Origin of the sequence: Saccharibacillus endophyticus (genome assembly GCF_013185185.1) — a bacterium.
Taxonomy (GTDB): Bacteria; Bacillota; Bacilli; order Paenibacillales; family Paenibacillaceae; genus Saccharibacillus; species Saccharibacillus endophyticus.
The window spans coordinates 73,947-91,391 of the sequence record NZ_JAAZWE010000002.1; the positions used below are offsets into that span (position 1 = coordinate 73,947).

The window sequence follows — 17,445 nt, forward strand, 5'->3', positions numbered from 1 at the left end:
GCAGAAGATATCAGCCCAAAAGTAAAGAGTGGGTTGCCCCACTCTCTACACAAAGATCTATCTTCCGCTGTGTCTAACTCCAAAATCCTACTTCTATTATACCATAAGCCCGTAATGGTGACAAGTATGAGGGCTTTACAAAGGCCGCCATTACGCCCTTCTTTAAAATAAGGAGAGCTGATTGCTTTCAGGCAAACCGCGGAAGCAGCCCAACTGCCCGAGCAATTCGATAATGGTTTTCGAAGCTTTCGACTTTTGTTGGAAATCCTCGATCGAGAGGAATTCGCCATGGTCGCGCGCGGCAGCTACGCCTTTTGCCGCATTGTCGCCAAGGCCCGCAAGCGCCGCGAACGGGAAGATCAGGCTGCTTCCGTCGACGATGAACTTCTGCGCGTCGGAACGGTACAGGTCGATCGTTTTGAACGTGAAACCGCGAGCCGTCATTTCAAGCGCCATCTCCAGGATCGGCAGCATCGCTTTTTCTTTCGGCTGAGCTTGAAAGCCCTTCTGCTCAATCTCGACGATCTTGCGACCGATCGCTTCGTATCCCTGACAGAACAATTCGATTTCAAAATCAGCCGCGCGAACCGAGAAATACGTCGCGTAATATTCGATCGGATGATACAGCTTGAAGTAAGCCGTACGCACGGCCGAAATGACATAGGCCGCAGCATGGGCTTTCGGGAACATGTACTGGATCTTCAGGCAAGAATCGATATACCAGTTCGGCACTTTGCAGCGCTTCATCTCGTCAATCCATTCTTGCGACAGACCTTTACCTTTACGTACGCTTTCCGTAATTTTAAAGGCCAGTCCGGCATCCATTCCCGCTTTGTAGATCAGGAACAACATGATATCGTCCCGACAGCCGATTACCGTTTTGATATTGCACGTACCGTTTTTGATCAGCTGATCCGCATTGCCCAGCCAAACGCCGGTTCCGTGCGACAGACCGGAAATTTGCAGCAAATCGGCAAAGCTCGAAGGTTTGGCTTCGATCAACATCTGCCGTACGAATTTGGTTCCCATCTCCGGCACGCCGTAGGTGGCAACGGGAGTGCGGATTTGCTCCGGCGTGACGCCGAGCGAATCCGTCGAGTTGAACATGCTCATAACCTTTGGGTCGTTCATCGGAATGGTGGTCGGATCGACGCCGGTCAAGTCTTGAAGCATTCGCATCATGGTCGGATCGTCGTGTCCCAGAATATCGAGTTTGAGCAGGTTTTCGTCGAACGCGTGATAATCGAAATGGGTCGTTTTCCATTCCGCGTTCACGTCGTCGGCCGGGTACTGGACAGGCGTAATGTCTTCGATCTCCATATAGTCCGGCAGCACGACGATACCGCCCGGGTGCTGTCCGGTACTGCGCTTGACGCCCGTGCAACCTGATGCCAAACGATTCAATTCGGCCGAACGCCAACGCTTTTGGTGATGCTCTTCGTACTTTTTCGCAAAACCGAATGCGGTCTTTTCGGCGACTGTACCGATCGTGCCCGCACGGAACACATTGTCCGGTCCGAACATGACTTTGGTGAAGTTATGCGCCTGAGGCTGGTATTCGCCCGAAAAGTTCAAGTCGATATCGGGAACTTTGTCGCCTTTGAAGCCCAGGAACGTCTCGAACGGAATATCGTGTCCTTCGCCGAGCATCGTCGAATCGCAGTTGGGGCATTGTTTGTTCGGCAGGTCGAATCCGCTTCGCACGCTGCCGTCCAGGAACCATTCGCTATGTTTGCATTCCGCGTTGCGGCATATATAATGCGGCGGCAGCGGATTGACTTCCGATATCCCCAAGAACATGGCGACGACGGACGAGCCGACCGAACCCCGCGAACCGACCAGATAACCGTCGCTGTTCGATTTTTTAACCAAACGTTCGGAAATCAGATAGTTGGCCGAGAAACCGAACTTGATGATCGGGCCCAGCTCTTTTTCCAGTCGTGCAATGATGACTTCCGGAAGTTCTTCGCCGTACATTTCCTTCGCCGTGTTGTAGCAAGTATCCCGGATTTCCTGATCGGCCCCTTCGATGACCGGCGTGTACAGTTCCGACGGGAACAGCTTGATTTCCTCGAAACGGTCCGCAAGCTCCGACGTGTTGGTCACAACCACTTCTCTTGCCTTTTCCTCGCCCAAAAATTTGAACTCTTCCAACATCTCTTCGGTCGTGCGGAAATGAGCGTCCGGTTTATTTTGGTCTTTGAGCGGGCTGAAGCCCGTGATGCCGTGGATCGTGATATCCCGGTACATTTTGTCCCGCGGATCCAGGTAATGCACATTGCCCGTGGCGACGACCGGCTTGTTCAGCTTATTGCCGATTTTGCACACTTTTTCGACCGCGATTTTGAGTTCTTCCGCGCTGCCGACCAGGCCTTTGTCCACCAAGTGCATGTACATGGTCAGCGGCTGGATTTCCAAAATATCGTAAAAGCCTGCCACGTCTTCCGCTTCTTCGACCGTTTTGTTCAGCACGGCTTCGAAGAATTCGCCTTTTTCGCAGCCTGACAAAATCAACAGGCCTTCGCGCATGTTTTCGAGCTTCGACTTCGGAATGCAAGGCACCCGTTTGAAATGCTCGGTATGCGACATGGAGATGAGTTTGTACAAATTCTTTTTGCCGACTTCGTTCAGCGCATAAATGCCGCAGTGGAACGGACGGGCGTTGGACAAGTCTTTGCCGACGAAATCGTTCAAGCGGCTCAGGTTGTTGAGATTGCGTTCTTTGACCGCGTCTTCGATCAGTCCCGTCAAAATGCCCGCCAGCGCGATCGTATCGTCGATGGCGCGGTGATGGCTTTCAAGCGCGACTTTATATCGATTAGCCAATGTGTTCAACCGGTGGTTTTTCATCGTCGGATGCAGCAAGCGTGCCATTTCCAACGTGTCCAGCACCGGATTTTCCATCAGCGGCAGATCGAAGTTTTTGAGCGTCGCCTGGATAAAACCGATATCGAACCGCGCGTTGTGCGCGACCAGGATCGCGTCTCCCGCAAATTCCACGAATTCGCGAATAACGCTGTCGATCTCCGGAGCGCCGCGTACCATATCGTCGGTGATATTGGTCAGCTGCTGGATATGGTAAGGAATCCGTTCATGCGGATCGACGAATGTCGAGTAACGTCCCGTTTCCTGGCCGTCCCGCATTTTGACCGCCGCGATTTCGATGATCTTGTTCTGCGTGATCGACAAGCCGGTGGTCTCGATATCGAATACGACGTATTCCGCCGACTTCAATTCGCCGTCCCGCGGATTGAGCACGACCGCGACGGAATCGTTGACCACGTTCGCTTCGACGCCGTACATCATTTTGATCCCGTTCTTTTTGGCCGCTTTCGCCGCGTCCGGGTAACATTGCACGCCGCCGTGGTCGGTGACCGCAATCGCTTTGTGTCCCCATTTCGCGGCACGCTTCACGTATTCGTCGATCGAACATACCGCGTCCATCGTGCTCATTTTGGTATGCAGATGGAATTCGACGCGTTTTTCTTCGGCATTGTCCATGCGAATCGGAGGCGCCTTGATTTCCATCAGATCGGAAGGGATCATGACCAGCTCTGGAATCTGCATAAAACGGTCCATTTCGACGCGTCCGCGGGCTTTGACCCATTTCCCGTTTGCCAGCAAACTCATTACTTTCAGATCGTCTTTATTTTTCGCGAACATCTTCATTTGCAGCGAGTCGCTGTAGTCGGTCAGGAAATACGTGAACAACGTGCTTCCGTTACGAAGTTCTTTGCTTTCCAGACCGAAGATCAACCCTTGAATCGTGACTTTCTTTTCTTCGTCTTGCAGCGTCTGGAGCGAAATCGCTTCGTCGCGGATATCGTAACCGATCTGGAGTTTGACCACTTCGCCGTCTTCGTTTTCTTCGCCCGCGCTGATCTCGGCATCGATCTCCGCCATCATTTTCTCGATCGCCGCCTGCTCGTCGCGCCGCCGCATCTCGTCGAATTGCGCTTTGGCCGCCTGGGCTGCCGCTTCTCCCGTATCGACGTTCAATTTCACCTGAAGCTGAAGACCGAAGTATTTTTCGTAAAAATCGGTTAACGCTTTATCGATGTTGCGTTTGCGTCCAAGCTCCAGCGACATCGGATCGGTAAACGAGACCGTCGTCACATTTCCCTCTGTCACGGCCTGCGCTCTCGCCATCCAACCGTTGACCGAAGGAATCTCGCGCTGCGCCCATTCGATAAACAGCTTCCAATACTCGTCTACGATCTCGCTTTGCCGATTTCCCCCCGTATATTGAAACAAAAAGCGAATCTTCGCGATATGCTTGAGCCGCTCTTGAATCTGCAAACAAAAAGTGCGATAAATCTGTGCGGGTACCAACGTATCTTTGACCAGCACGATTTTCCAATCCCGATTCGACCGACTGATTTCTACCCGATCGATATATCCATCATTAAAATAAGGGTCCGCCGCGCTAGCGGGCATCTCGGCCTGCTTCATCAGCAGTTCGAGGCGCTGCCTGCGCTCCGCCGTCTCACTCATCGTCTGTCCCCCTTTGTTTCGTAAAAAGCGAAGAGCTTCCGCGGCGGGCCTCTTTCTTCGCCTCGCCGCCGGAAGCTTCATTTCCGGTTTTGCTCTCTGGTTAAAAGATTAATACGCCTTCGCAAACACAACGGTGTGCTTGGCTGCTTCTCCGCAAGCGACGCAAGTACTCTTATGTTCTTGCGGATCGAACGGGATGTTACGACTCGTCGCGCCCGTTTCGGCACGTACCGTCTCTTCGCAAGCTTCGCTTCCGCACCATCCGGCCAAGAAGAATCCGCGCTTCTCTTCCATTTGAGCGCGCATTTCGTCCAGATTGTCCACGGAGTGGAAGTGGCTGGCACGGAATTCGAGCGCACGCTCGTACATGCCTTTTTGCACGTCGTCGAGCAGCTGCTTCACCTCGTTCACCACGTTATCGAGCTGAACGGTCAGCTTGTCGCCGCCCAAGCGCGAAGCCAGCAGGCAGACGCCGTTTTCGATATCGCGCGGTCCGATTTCGATCCGTACCGGAACGCCGCGCATTTCGTATTCGTTGAACTTCCAGCCCGGACGCACGTCCGCGCGGTCGTCCATATTCACGCGAATGCCTGCTGCTTTGAGTTCGGCATACAGGGCATCCGCGCGCTCGATGACCATATCGCGCATCTTCGGAGGTCCGATCGGAATCAGAATGACTTGAGTCGGCGCAACTTTCGGAGGAATAACCAGACCGCGGTCGTCGCCGTGCGCCATGATCATCGAACCGATCAGACGCGTGCTCGTTCCCCACGACGTGGTGTGCGTGAACTCCAGCTCGTTGTCGCGGTTGAGGTATTGAATCTCGAACGCTTTGGCAAAGTTGGTGCCCATATAGTGGGAGGTACCTGCTTGAACCGCTTTGCCGTCTTTCATCATCGCTTCGATCGAATAGGTGTCGACCGCGCCCGCGAATTTTTCGGATGGCGTTTTTTGCCCCATTACGACCGGCATGGCGAGGAAGTCTTCGACGAAATCGCGATACAGCTCAAGCATGCGCATCGTTTCTTCGCGCGCGTCCTTCTCGTCCTCGTGCGCCGTATGGCCTTCCTGCCACAGGAATTCGCTTGTGCGCAGGAACGGCATGGTGCGTTTTTCCCAACGCATCACGTTCGCCCATTGGTTAATGAGAACAGGCAGGTCGCGGTACGATTTGATCCATTTGGAATACATGTGACCGAACATCGTTTCCGAAGTCGGACGAACGGCAAGGCGCTCTTCCAAAATGTCGCCGCCCGCTTCGGTTACGAAAGGCAACTCCGGGTTGAAACCTTCGATATGCTCTTTTTCTTTTTGGAAAAAGCTTTCCGGAATCAGCATGGGGAAGTACGCGTTGCGGTGACCCGTTTCTTTGAAACGGCGGTCCATTTCTTGCTGAATATTTTCCCAGATCGCATAACCTTCGGGACGGAATACGATACAACCGCGCACGGGTGCATAATCCATCAATTCCGCTTTTTTAATCACATCGATATACCAGCGCGAAAAGTCTTCGCTCTGCGGGGTAATCTCCGTAACGAACTGCTTATCCTGTTTATCGCTTGCCATGTATGTCCCTCCGTTTATCGAACAAGCCGCTTTGCCGCCGGATGACGACAAAGTCGGTTTTTTAGCTTTTGATGCCTAGCCTTTGATGATGCGTAAAATATCGTTGTACGTCACGGCGATCATGAGCAGGAAGATCAGCGCGAAGCCGATAAAGTGCACCATGCCTTCCTTGTTCGGATCAATCGGCCGTCTACGCACCGCTTCGATGCCCAGGAAGATCAAGCGGCTTCCGTCCAACATCGGAATCGGCAGCAGATTGAAAATCCCCAAGTTGATGCTGACAAGCGCTGTCCACAGGATCATCTGATCGATGCCTTGACTTGCGATTTCTCCGGTCGCTTGCAACGTGCCTACAGGACCTGCCAACTGATTGATATCGAAGCGTTCGAAAACGAGTTTGCGTAACGCGTCCAAAATGGCGGTACTGCCGTTCGCGAACGATTTCCCGGCAAATTCGAACGTTTCCGTAAAGGAAGCGCTCCGTTTGATTTTGCTTAGTTGGATACCGACTTGCAGCACTTGGCTGCCGTCCTGCGCATCAACCAGCTTCGGCGTCACCGGAACCTGAACGGTCTCGCTTCCGCGCTGCACGCTCATTTCGACTTCGCTGCCGCCCGACGCGTTTACCAATTCCGTAACTTTGGCCAAGTCGCCGTTCACGGCTTGTCCGTCGATCGACTGGATGATATCGCCTTTGACCAGATCCGACGAATCGGCAGGCGTTCCGGCCACGATATCGGCAACTTCGACACCTGTCGCCTTTTCGTCCGGCACGCCCGAAACCTGCACATAGATCAAGAACAACACGAAGGCCAATACAAAGTTCATCAGGGGTCCGGCAAAAATCGCCAAGGCGCGTTTACCTACGCTTTTGCTGCGGAACTGACGGTCTTTCGGCGCGACCTGAAGTTCTTGCCCGCGCGTGACGATATCCGCTTTGCGATCCACTTCAAGATGCTGCGTCTCGCCGTCTACGTTCAAACGAATTTGCATCCGTTCTTCGATATCGATCCATTCGATTTCCCCGATGACGACATTGCGCCGATTATCCAGTTGATCGAGGTAAATCTTTTTGACGACACCTTCATCCGATAAACGAACCGCGATGGTTTGTCCCGGCTGGATCGGATCAAGCTCGGGATCTTCACCTGCCATTCTTGCGTAACCGCCAAGCGGCAGCAGTCGCAGGGTAAACATCGTTTCGTCTCGTTTATAAGAAAACAGCTTGGGGCCGAAGCCGATCGCGAATTCCCGCACTAAGATGCCTGCACGTTTCGCAAAGTAGTAATGCCCCCATTCGTGCACCGTAACGACGACGAAAAACATCAGTACGGTCAACACGACGATCTGAAGTGTCATCATGTCTGGTCTGATCCTCCCTGTTGGTCAAGCGATTATACTGAAATAGCATGGCAAACAGCAGAGAGCAGCCTCTCTTATTCAGATGCGACTCGGCGTGCCCACTGATCGGCTTCGCGAATCACATCCAAATCCGGATCGGCAATAGCCGTATGCTGCTGCATGACCTTTTCCAACGTGTCTTCGATCTGCAAGAACGAAATTTCCCGGCGCAAAAACCGTGCTACCGCGACTTCATTCGCCGCATTAAAGACGGTCGGTGCGGTTCCTCCCATTCTACCACAGTCGTAGGCCATCCTTAAACAAGGGAAGCGGCCGAAATCCATTTCCCTGAAATTGAGTTTGCCGATCTCGGCAAGCGACAACCGATTCGCCTTAAGCGGGATGCGATCCGGGTAAGTCAGCGCATATTGGATCGGCACCCGCATATCCGGATTACCCAGTTGGGCAATGATGCTGGTATCTTCGAATTCGACGAATGAATGGATGATGCTTTCGGGATGAAGCAGCACGTTGATTTCATCGTAAGACAAACCGAATAACCAGTGCGCCTCGATCACTTCAAGCCCTTTGTTGACCATGGTGGCCGAATCGATCGTGATTTTGGAGCCCATCGACCAGTTGGGGTGCTTGAGTGCATCTTCGACGGTGACGTTCGCAAGCTCTTCACGACTCAAGTGGCGGAACGAGCCTCCCGAAGCGGTCAACGTAATGCTCGAAAGCCGTTCTCTCGGTTCACCGTTCAAGCATTGAAAGATCGCGGAGTGTTCGCTGTCTACAGGCAGAATCGGCACGCCTTTTTCCGAGGCGCGGCGCATAACCAGATGACCTGCGGTAACCAATGTTTCTTTGTTGGCGAGCGCAATCTGTTTACCTTCGTCAATAGCAGCGAGCGTAGCAGGAAGCCCCATACTTCCGGTTACGGCCGTCACTACCGTATCCGCATCCGTTCCCGCCGCGATTTCAATCAGGCCTTCGTTACCGAAATAAACCTTGGTTCCAGCCGGAACTTGAGATTTTAACGTCTCCGCTGCTTCTTTCGTCGCAACGGATACTTTGGCGGGCTTGAATTGCCGAATTTGTTCCAAAAGCAATCCGGTATTCCCTCCGGCAGCGAGTGCCTCAACCTGAAAGTGCTCAGGATGCTCGGCTGCGACTTGCAGAGTCTGTGTACCGATCGAACCCGTGGAGCCAAGCAAAGCAATTTTTTTCATTCGATGTTCGCTTCCCCTCTTTGTCCCTATGCGCTTTTCCTACCGCTTCACGCCGTTCAATACGGAAGCAAAAATAGAATATGTACGAAGGGGAATACGGCCAACCAACTATCGCAGCGATCCAAAATGCCTCCGTGTCCGGGCAAAATGCTGCCGGAATCTTTGATTCCGTATACGCGCTTGTAGGCAGACTGAATCAGATCTCCCATTTGTCCGATAACCGAAGCGGCCAAACCGATCAGCATGGCTCGAAGCGGATCCAATAACTCAGGCGCTGCCAATGAAAATCCAAGTGCAATCACGACGGCAATCAAGATGCCTCCGACTGCGCCTTCAATCGTCTTATTGGGGCTGATGGCCGGCCAAAGCTTGTTTTTACCGAAAGCTTTGCCCGTAAAGTAGGCGCCTGCGTCACTCCCCCAAATGCTCAGAAGCAGCAGGAATGTCCAAAACAAGCCATGTCCGTCCGGAGTTTCCCGCGAGATCGCAATATAATAAAAACCCAAGCCGACATAAACTGCACCCAGGAAGAGCAGCGAAGCCTGCTTGATATTGATTTCGTTTTTGGTGAGCACCGTCGCGCAAAGAAGCAGCAGCAGCGACAGCCAGATGGCATGCTGAGGAGGGATCGGGAAATCCAAGTCCCACGCTTGCCAAGGAAAAGTCAAGTACGCCACAGCGAGATAACCGATCCAAGCTTCCGCACGAAACGGAGCCCCTGTGCTCATCTTTGCAAACTCATAAAAGCCGACGAGCGCCATCAGCATAATCAGTGCCGGGTACCCAAAGCCTCCTAATACACACAGCCCCAAAAACAACACGCCGGCTACAACACCGGTTATGATTCGTTGTTTCACCGTTTCATCCTCCGTCCGGGCGACGCCGCTATTTCAAACCGCCGTATCTGCGCGTGCGCCGCTGGTACTCGGCTACCGCTTCTCTAAGATGCTCTCTGCCGAATTCCGGCCAATAGGCGTCCGTAAACCATAATTCGCTATAAGCGATCTGCCACAGCATGAAGTTGCTGATCCGCAGTTCGCCGCTGGTGCGAATCAACAAATCGGGATCAGGCATATCCACGCTTTGCAGATGGGCGGAGATCATCTCTTGGTCGATGTCCTCAGCCCGGATCAGGCCTGCTTCAACGCCTCTGGCAATTTCCCGTATGCCTTCTACCAACTCGCGGCGTGCCCCGTAATTCAGCGCAAAGTTCAACACGAGACCGGTATTGTCCTTCGTACGGGCCGTCGCTTCACGCATTGCCTTAAGCGTATGCTCCGGCAGATTTTCCATATTACCCATCATCCGCACCTGCACGTTTTTCCGGATGAGTTCTTCAAGCTCCAATGACAGAAACTCCTGCGGCAGCCGCATCAGAAAATCGACTTCTTCTTTGGGCCTGCTCCAATTTTCCGTGGAAAAGGCATATAACGTCAGATAACGAACTCCCAGCTCGTCCGCGGCGATCGTAGCTCGCTTAACCGCCTTCATCCCGCTCTGGTGACCGACGATCCGCGGCATGCCGAGTTTCTTGGCCCATCGTCCGTTGCCGTCCATGATGATGGCGATATGCTGCGGTACGTTATCCGCCGACGGCTCGGCCGGTCCTGAAACCTGCTCGCGCTCTTTCGGACCGATCCACGAGCGAAACCGATTGATCATGTCTTCTCCTCCATGCTTCAGCTCCCGCAGATGTCCCGAAAAAAGACACAACCCCACCTGGAACGGAGGGGTCGCGGGGTCTTAAACTTCCATAATCTCTTTTTCTTTTGCAGCGATCACTTTGTCGACTTCCGCGATATATTTATCCGTAAGCTTCTGGATCTCTTCTTGATGGCCACGGGACTCGTCTTCGGAGATTTCGCCTTTTTCCATCTTCTTGATATCGTCATTGGCGTCACGGCGGATGTTGCGAACCGCTACTTTGCCTTCTTCGCCGAATTTTTTCGTCAGTTTGACGAGTTCGGTACGACGCTCTTCCGTCAAAGCCGGAATCACCAGGCGAATCGCGTTGCCGTCATTGGACGGCGTAAGGCCGAGATCCGATTTTTGAATCGCGCGCTCGATATCGGACAGCGACGACTTGTCCCACGGCTGAATCATCAGCGTCCGCGAATCCGGCGTATTGATGTTCGCCAGTTGGTTCAGCGGTGTCGGCGCTCCGTAATATTCGACTTGAATCCGGTCGAGCAGAGCCGGCACGGCGCGTCCGGCGCGCAGCGTGCTCAGGTCGCGTTGCAGCGCCTGGATGGCTTTGCCCATGCGGTCTTCCGCGTTTTTCTTCACGGTCTGAGGCATTAATCTACACTCCCTTTAACGATCGTTCCGATTTTTTCACCGAGAACGACTCTTTTGATATTGCCTTGTTCGGTAATGGCAAATACGATAAGCGGAATATTGTTGTCCATGCACAGGGAAGAAGCGGTGGAGTCCATTACGCCCAGATTACGGCTAATCACTTCCATGTAGGTAAGCTGCTCGAACTTCTCTGCGGTAGGATCGATGAACGGGTCGGCCGAATAGACGCCATCCACTTTGTTCTTCGCCATCAAAATGACTTCCGCTTCGATTTCCGCAGCACGCAGCGCCGCAGTCGTATCGGTCGAGAAGAACGGATTGCCTGTACCTGCTGCAAAGATGACGACGCGGCCTTTTTCCAGGTGGCGAATCGCTCTGCGGCGAATGTACGGCTCGGCAATCTGCTGCATGGCAATGGACGTCTGTACGCGAGTCGGTACATCAATCGATTCGAGTGCGTCTTGAAGGGCAAGCGAGTTCATGACTGTCGCAAGCATCCCCATGTAATCCGCGGTCGAACGATCGATGCCGCTGGCACTACCCGCGATTCCTCGCCAGATGTTGCCGCCGCCGCAAACGACTGCTACCTCCACGCCCAATTCCACGACTTCCTTGATTTGTTCGGCAATGTCCGAAATCATCAGTCCGTCGATTCCGTATCCGTTCTGTCCCGCAAGCGACTCGCCGCTGACTTTGAGTACCACTCGCTTAAATGCAGGCTGCATCAATTTTACCCTCCGCTTTTTTCCGCTACCTGAACATATGGGGAACCCTGGTTAAAAAAGAAGGAACACCAAGTGTTCCCCCCATGCACAGAAGCTGTGATTGATCTTTAGTTACGAATTTTTAAAATTACTTAACTTGAGCCATAACTTCTTCTACGAAGTTATCGACTTTCTTTTCCAGACCTTCGCCAAGCTCGAAACGAGCAAAACGACGGATGGAGATGTTTTCGCCGATCGTGCTGATTTTTTCGTTCAGCAGTTGCGAAATCGTTTTGTCCGGATCTTTAACGAAGGATTGCTCAAGCAGGCAGTTTTCTTCGTAGTACTTGTTTACGCGGCCTTCGACCATTTTTTCAACGATCTTTTCAGGCTTGCCTTCGTTGAGAGCTTGAGCCTTCAGGATTTCTTTTTCTTTTTCTACGACTTCAGCCGGCACTTCTTCACGACGAACGTAAAGCGGGCTTGCTGCAGCGATATGCATGGCGATGTCGCGCGCGAAGTTTTTGAATTGGTCGGTTTTGCCGACGAAGTCGGTTTCGCAGTTGATTTCAACCAGAACGCCGATACGGCCGCCTGCGTGGATGTAAGATTCAACCGTACCTTCGGTAGCTGCGCGACCTGCTTTGTTCGCTGCTGCGGACAAACCTTTTTCGCGAAGAACGTCTACCGCTTTGTCGATATCGCCGTTTGTTTCTTCCAGTGCTTTTTTGCAATCGAGCATACCTGCGCCCGTTCTTTCGCGAAGTTCTTTTACTGCGCTCGCATTTACTGCCATTGTTGATTCCCTCCAGATAAGTATTGGTATTTTACTCCTAAAAAAAGGGCGGTTAAGAGGCTATTCACCACCAACCACCCTCTTTTTTTAACTCTGCCGATCCGTAAGCTAAGCGCCGATTCTGACGCCGCCGGACTTATGCAGTTGTTTGTTCGCCTTGGTTTGCTTCGATAACGGCTTCCGCAATTTTGCCCGTCAGCAGTTTAACGGCGCGGATCGCGTCGTCGTTGCCCGGGATTACGTAGTCGATTTCGTCCGGATCGCAGTTTGTATCAACGATACCTACGATCGGAATGTTCAGCTTGCGTGCTTCTGCAACCGCGATACGCTCTTTGCGAGGATCGATGATGAACAGCGCGCTAGGCAGTTTTTTCATGTTCTTGATGCCGCCCAGGAATTTTTCGAGGCGATCTTTCTCTTTGCGAAGCAAGATAACTTCTTTCTTAGGCAGAACTTCGAATGTACCGTCTTCTTCCCAAGCTTCAAGCTTTTTCAGACGATCGATACGCTTTTGGATCGTTTGGAAGTTAGTCAGCGTGCCGCCGAGCCAACGTTGGTTGATGAAGTACATGCCGCAACGTTCCGCTTCTTCTTTAACGGAGTCTTGAGCTTGTTTTTTCGTACCTACGAACAGGATCGTACCGCCTTCGCCAGCCAAGTTTTTAACGAAGTTGTACGCTTCGTCAACTTTCTTGACTGTTTTTTGCAAGTCGATAATGTAGATACCGTTTCTTTCTGTGAAAATGTAACGGTCCATCTTCGGGTTCCAACGACGAGTTTGGTGACCGAAGTGTACGCCAGCTTCGAGAAGCTGTTTCATGGAGATAACTGCCATTCTCCATACACCTCCTATGGGTTTGGTTTTTTTGATGTACCTCCGCTGAAATCATTTCCTGTGGAGACTCCGCCCCGGGCGAAGCACCTTCCGCAGAATTAATCAGCGTGTGTTTTAACACCGTTGTTTAGTTTATCATAATAGACCTTACTTCGCAATCCCTAAGGGTTATTATTTTGAATGTTTCACTCGCTTCTTTTTTCTGCATCAAAAAACCGCCAATTTTTTCTAAAAATTGACGGTCGGGGTACATACTATTCTTCTTTTGGCGTAGAAATCTCACGAATGATATCCGCGTAAGAATCTCCGGATTTAAACGAATAGTTGCCGATTTGCAGCTTGCCGGTCACTCCAGCTTCCGCTGCCTGACGTTGGAAAGCAACAGCATCGTCGACAACCCCTGCATTCGCAAGCGCTTGCGAGACAGCCTTCAGGTTCATGCCGCGTTCAATTTCGAATGAGACATTCGAAGATTCCATTGCATTAGACCGTTGAGGTTGCACATCCGTCGACGCTTCCGGCTCGGTCGGCGCTGCCGGGGCTTGAGCAGGCTGCTCTGAACCCGTCGCAGCCGTATCTGTAGTAGGTTCAGTCGGTGCCGAAGGCGCCTCCGTCGTCGCGGAAGACGGTTCTTCCGGCTCTGATGATACAGGAGCTTGACCCGCATCCGGTGCTTCTGCTGTTTCAGAATCCGGCTCGGTCGGTACCGCGGCTTCAGGTTCGGTAGGTTCTTCCGCGGAATCCTGAGGCTGGGACTCCTCTGTCGGTGTCTCTTCGGGATCGGATGAGTCGGCCGGTTGCTCTTTTGCAGGTTGTTCTTCTTCACCTGCCGGAGCGTTAGTCTGCACTTCGTTCGTCGACTCTGCATCGGCAGGTGAAGTCGGTCTTCCGCTTTGAGCAAGCAACATCAATTGAAGCAGCAACGCGCCCGTAATAATACCGATTCCCAATCCAAGCATAAATGAGCGATTCTTGAACACTACGCTTCCTCCCTCTTTGCCAGACGTAAAATCAGCTGAATTTCGCCGCGCTGAAGCCCAATCGCTTTGGCGATGAAATCAACTGATTTGCCCTGGTCATGCAATTCAAATAATTGAGGATAGCGATGGCGAACAGAATCTTCCGGCTCGGGCTGCGGTTCCGGCGATGGCGATAGGGTTGCAGCATTTTCCAACAATTCATTTCTCAGTTGTATAGCCGCTTCTTGGGTAGCACGCGGATCGACAGACGACAATTGTTCAATACGGGCTTCGTGCTTACCCGCGGTACGTTCCATTTCGGCCAGACGTCCGCGCATATCGCCCAATTGTTCCTGGAGTGCCAATTGTTTAGCTCCCGTTTCCTGCCTGATCTGAACCAGCAAATTCACGAGATCGTCATTTTCTTTTTCCATTTCAACCATGTACTGTTCGAGCGTTTGCTCGACTTGCTGCACAACGCGATCACTACCGGAAGCCTGTTTGGCCGACTTTTCTTTCGGAATCAAGAAGGCATACACGACGGCCGCGGCACCGAGCAGCATTACATAAAGCCAGGCATCGTTCATCTCAGGTTCCTTTCTTACAGCGACAAATCCAAATGTTTTCCTTTAAAAGGATGGGGAGCCGCAACCGTGCGCGCTTCGGCTTCCGGTTCACCCTGCTCAGGTCCTCCCCCTCCATGCGAATCGTGCTGATTGTTTCCTTCGGCATCTTTGCGGATTTGGGTATCAGCAGCCTCTGTCGTAGGCGCGCTGCGATGCCGGGATCGCTCGATCTCCGCAGTTGCCTGCCCGGCAAGCTGAGCCTGATCGATCAAGGGGCGCTGCAATTGTTCTTGCTGCATGCGACTTGTTTCGGGAGCGCGATGTACCGATAATTGAACTTCGATCGCTTTCATGATTGGACACCCCTATTCCTAATAGACAGAATCAGATACTCAGCGATTGGCAGACATCACGATATCGCCTTCAAGGTATTGGAATGACACCCGTGACGAGGTTTCCTTCATAAATTTCGTGTACCGACCGATCACAATCTTCGCACCGCCGTAAATGGTATCGTTCACGACCACGCGAGCACGGCCTGTATCTTCAAGAATGTGTTCAATTTCAAAAATACGTTCTTTGCAATGCGAGCGTTCCTGTTCTTGCTGACGCTTGGTTACGCTGAGTTTGGCACGTAGCGCAAGCTTGTCCGCGCCCAAAGTTCCCGCCAAAGCCATCTGATCGAGAAGTCCCAACGCCTGGGTCGTTTTTTGCATATTATCAGCGGTTTCCCGCATTCTTTTATGTAGGTCCGCCAATTCGTTGCGAAGATTCGGCAGAACGCCTACTTCGATTGCGGTGGCTGTTGCCATCGTATTGCCGATTGTACGTGCGGTAACGCCTTCTCCGGCTTGGATATGGCCGCCGACAATCAAACCCTTCGTACCGCTGCAAATGACATTTTTACCTGCTCTGACTTCGGAATGCATGATGCTCTGCGAAACGATAATGTCTTCGCCGGCTTCAACGTTACCGTCCTGGATAAACGAACTTTTGACATTCATGCCCGCTTTGACAATTCCTTTATGGTAACCGATCACGCCTCCGGTAATTTCTATCGAACCGTCCGCATACAATTCGGCGCCTTCCACGCCCCCTTGCACGCGAATATCGCCGGCCGCTTTTACGCGAAACCCGGGAAGTACGCTTCCCCGAATGACAACGGTGCCTACGAAGTCTACATTGCCGCTGCTGTAATCGACGTCGCCATGAACTTCATAAACGGTGAATACATTGATCTTTCCGTTATCGGTACGGCTGACCATGCCTTCGATCGTGGCGTACAGCGATGTATGATTTTCGTCCGTCACGACGTTTTTTCCGATTTTGAAACGTGCTTCTTTGCCGGGTTTGAACACGATCTCTTCTCCCGTCACGCCGGTTCCCGGCGTCCCCGGCCGGGATGGGTGTCGGCGAGCCAACAGCTGGCCCTTACCCACATTTTTCAAACGAATCAATTCTTTATAATCCACTCGACCGTCTTCCCGCTCCATAGGTCTCGCTTCATCTTCTTTTTCGAACATAAACTCGATATAACCATTTTGACCATCCACTGCCGGAATACCGCGAGCAACTTCGATTTCTTCAAAAAAGTAACTAGCCGGTGACGCGACAAACCTGCCAATAGCTTCGTCGATCAGACCGAAGCGAACGTTCTGGTCGTTCAAAAACTGTCTCAAGCTTTCTTCCGTGCATGCAAAGCCCTCCTCCGGCTTTACAAAACGCAAGTGTGCAGACATTTTGGACGCTTCGAACGAAACGGCAAGGTGCCGGTCCAAAGCTAAATGCTCAACCACGGACAACCCCTCTTTTCAACATTTGCTTGTCGATGGCCAGATGCCCCCCGGCCGCTTCCCATCCGACATTAACGATCCTGCATAAGCAGGCTTTTTTGTTTATCCAGCGTTCCGCGCAGACGCAGTATCGCCTTGGAATGCAATTGCGAAATCCGTGAAGGAGAAAGCGACATGACTTCGGCAATTTCGCTAAGCGACAGATCTTCGTAATAAAGCAGCGAAATGACGATCCGCTCTTTTTCCGTCAGCTTTTCGATGCCTTTTCCCAACGCTTCCTTCAAGTAGAATTCATTGACTTTATGATCCGGGTTTTTGGCTTTTTCGTCGACCATGACGGATAAACGGGTCTCCGACTCCTCTTCCCGTATCGGATCTTCCAACGAAACAAGCGACATAACGGAAACGTCTTGAAGCATCTGTTGGAATTCCTTTTCCGATATGCCTAAAAACTCGCTCATTTCCTGGTCTGAAGCGCCTCGCATATGTTCCTGCTCCAGCTTTTGATAAGCTTCCTCGATTTTCTTCGCCTTTTCCCGAACGGAACGCGGAACCCAATCCCCCTGTCGCAGTCCATCAAGAATGGCACCGCGTACTCGCCAGGAGGCATACGTTTCGAACTGCAAGCCGCGCTTGTAGTCGAACTTTTCGATCGCATCGATTAAGCCCATGACTCCATTGCTGGCCAGATCGTCCTTGGAAACGTTTTTCGGGAGTCCCACCGCGAGCCGCGAAGAGACGTAATCGACAATGGATAAGTGATTCTCGATCAGTTTCTTCTTTGCTTCGACATCGTTATGCTCTTTCCAGCGGATCCATAAATCCAGGTGATTCAACTGACCGGATTTGCGTTCATCCATT

At 52.1% G+C, this 17,445-nt stretch carries 15 protein-coding genes; all 15 read right to left on the bottom strand.

The window, feature by feature from the left end; genetic code table 11:
• Positions 1–162: 162 nt before the first annotated feature.
• The 15 genes from HRQ63_RS06195 to HRQ63_RS06265 all read right to left on the bottom strand — a co-directional run bounded on the left by HRQ63_RS06195 (position 163) and on the right by HRQ63_RS06265 (position 17,444).
• Positions 163–4,494: a PolC-type DNA polymerase III gene (locus HRQ63_RS06195; RefSeq protein ID WP_172240811.1), complete on the bottom strand. Its 4,332-nt coding sequence runs from the start codon at positions 4,492–4,494 to the stop codon at positions 163–165.
• Positions 4,495–4,602: 108 nt separating this feature from the next.
• The gene (proS, locus tag HRQ63_RS06200) at positions 4,603–6,060 is read right to left on the bottom strand and encodes a proline--tRNA ligase (RefSeq protein ID WP_172240814.1); all 1,458 of its coding nucleotides are present in this window, start codon (positions 6,058–6,060) and stop codon (positions 4,603–4,605) included.
• 75 nt (positions 6,061–6,135) lie between these two features.
• Complete coding sequence (gene rseP / locus HRQ63_RS06205) at positions 6,136–7,422, bottom strand: RIP metalloprotease RseP (protein WP_037282290.1); 1,287 nt, start codon at positions 7,420–7,422, stop codon at positions 6,136–6,138.
• Positions 7,423–7,496: 74 nt separating this feature from the next.
• Entirely contained in the window at positions 7,497–8,633 is a 1,137-nt protein-coding gene (locus HRQ63_RS06210) for a 1-deoxy-D-xylulose-5-phosphate reductoisomerase (protein WP_172240817.1), read from the bottom strand.
• Between the two features lie 56 nt (positions 8,634–8,689).
• Complete coding sequence (locus HRQ63_RS06215) at positions 8,690–9,490, bottom strand: phosphatidate cytidylyltransferase (protein WP_172240820.1); 801 nt, start codon at positions 9,488–9,490, stop codon at positions 8,690–8,692.
• Positions 9,491–9,518: 28 nt separating this feature from the next.
• A complete protein-coding gene (locus HRQ63_RS06220; protein WP_172240823.1) occupies positions 9,519–10,295 on the bottom strand; it encodes an undecaprenyl pyrophosphate synthase in 777 nt (258 codons plus the stop codon).
• A gap of 81 nt (positions 10,296–10,376) precedes the next feature.
• Positions 10,377–10,931, bottom strand: coding sequence for a ribosome recycling factor (frr, locus tag HRQ63_RS06225; protein WP_172240826.1), 555 nt, complete (start codon positions 10,929–10,931; stop codon positions 10,377–10,379).
• Entirely contained in the window at positions 10,931–11,659 is a 729-nt protein-coding gene (gene pyrH / locus HRQ63_RS06230) for a UMP kinase (RefSeq protein WP_037282302.1), read from the bottom strand. The genes frr and pyrH overlap by 1 nt, the downstream gene beginning before the upstream one ends.
• 124 nt (positions 11,660–11,783) lie before the next feature.
• Positions 11,784–12,431 carry a translation elongation factor Ts gene (tsf, locus tag HRQ63_RS06235; RefSeq protein ID WP_037282305.1) on the bottom strand — a complete coding sequence of 216 codons (648 nt, stop codon included), beginning with the start codon at positions 12,429–12,431 and terminating at the stop codon, positions 11,784–11,786.
• A gap of 136 nt (positions 12,432–12,567) precedes the next feature.
• Positions 12,568–13,266, bottom strand: coding sequence for a 30S ribosomal protein S2 (gene rpsB, locus HRQ63_RS06240; protein ID WP_037282308.1), 699 nt, complete (start codon positions 13,264–13,266; stop codon positions 12,568–12,570).
• A 254-nt stretch (positions 13,267–13,520) separates the two neighbouring features.
• Positions 13,521–14,246, bottom strand: a complete 726-nt coding sequence (locus HRQ63_RS06245; protein ID WP_172240829.1) for an endolytic transglycosylase MltG — start codon at positions 14,244–14,246, stop codon at positions 13,521–13,523.
• Positions 14,246–14,812 carry a hypothetical protein gene (locus HRQ63_RS06250; RefSeq protein ID WP_172240832.1) on the bottom strand — a complete coding sequence of 189 codons (567 nt, stop codon included), beginning with the start codon at positions 14,810–14,812 and terminating at the stop codon, positions 14,246–14,248. The genes HRQ63_RS06245 and HRQ63_RS06250 overlap by 1 nt, the downstream gene beginning before the upstream one ends.
• Before the next feature lie 14 nt (positions 14,813–14,826).
• Positions 14,827–15,144, bottom strand: coding sequence for a hypothetical protein (locus tag HRQ63_RS06255; protein ID WP_172240835.1), 318 nt, complete (start codon positions 15,142–15,144; stop codon positions 14,827–14,829).
• A gap of 39 nt (positions 15,145–15,183) precedes the next feature.
• Complete coding sequence (locus HRQ63_RS06260) at positions 15,184–16,587, bottom strand: flagellar assembly protein A (protein ID WP_172240838.1); 1,404 nt, start codon at positions 16,585–16,587, stop codon at positions 15,184–15,186.
• Between the two features lie 68 nt (positions 16,588–16,655).
• Positions 16,656–17,444, bottom strand: coding sequence for a FliA/WhiG family RNA polymerase sigma factor (locus HRQ63_RS06265; protein WP_037282322.1), 789 nt, complete (start codon positions 17,442–17,444; stop codon positions 16,656–16,658).
• Position 17,445 lies beyond the last annotated feature (1 nt).

Coding starts and splice junctions, on each gene's coding strand:
- HRQ63_RS06195 (WP_172240811.1), bottom strand. CDS start 4,494: ATGAGTGAGACGGCGGAGCGCAGGCAGCGCCTCGAACTGCTGATGAAG.
- proS (WP_172240814.1), bottom strand. CDS start 6,060: ATGGCAAGCGATAAACAGGATAAGCAGTTCGTTACGGAGATTACCCCG.
- rseP (WP_037282290.1), bottom strand. CDS start 7,422: ATGATGACACTTCAGATCGTCGTGTTGACCGTACTGATGTTTTTCGTC.
- HRQ63_RS06210 (WP_172240817.1), bottom strand. CDS start 8,633: ATGAAAAAAATTGCTTTGCTTGGCTCCACGGGTTCGATCGGTACACAG.
- HRQ63_RS06220 (WP_172240823.1), bottom strand. CDS start 10,295: ATGATCAATCGGTTTCGCTCGTGGATCGGTCCGAAAGAGCGCGAGCAG.
- frr (WP_172240826.1), bottom strand. CDS start 10,931: ATGCCTCAGACCGTGAAGAAAAACGCGGAAGACCGCATGGGCAAAGCC.
- tsf (WP_037282305.1), bottom strand. CDS start 12,431: ATGGCAGTAAATGCGAGCGCAGTAAAAGAACTTCGCGAAAGAACGGGC.
- rpsB (WP_037282308.1), bottom strand. CDS start 13,266: ATGGCAGTTATCTCCATGAAACAGCTTCTCGAAGCTGGCGTACACTTC.
- HRQ63_RS06250 (WP_172240832.1), bottom strand. CDS start 14,812: ATGAACGATGCCTGGCTTTATGTAATGCTGCTCGGTGCCGCGGCCGTC.
- HRQ63_RS06255 (WP_172240835.1), bottom strand. CDS start 15,144: ATGAAAGCGATCGAAGTTCAATTATCGGTACATCGCGCTCCCGAAACA.
- HRQ63_RS06265 (WP_037282322.1), bottom strand. CDS start 17,444: ATGGATGAACGCAAATCCGGTCAGTTGAATCACCTGGATTTATGGATC.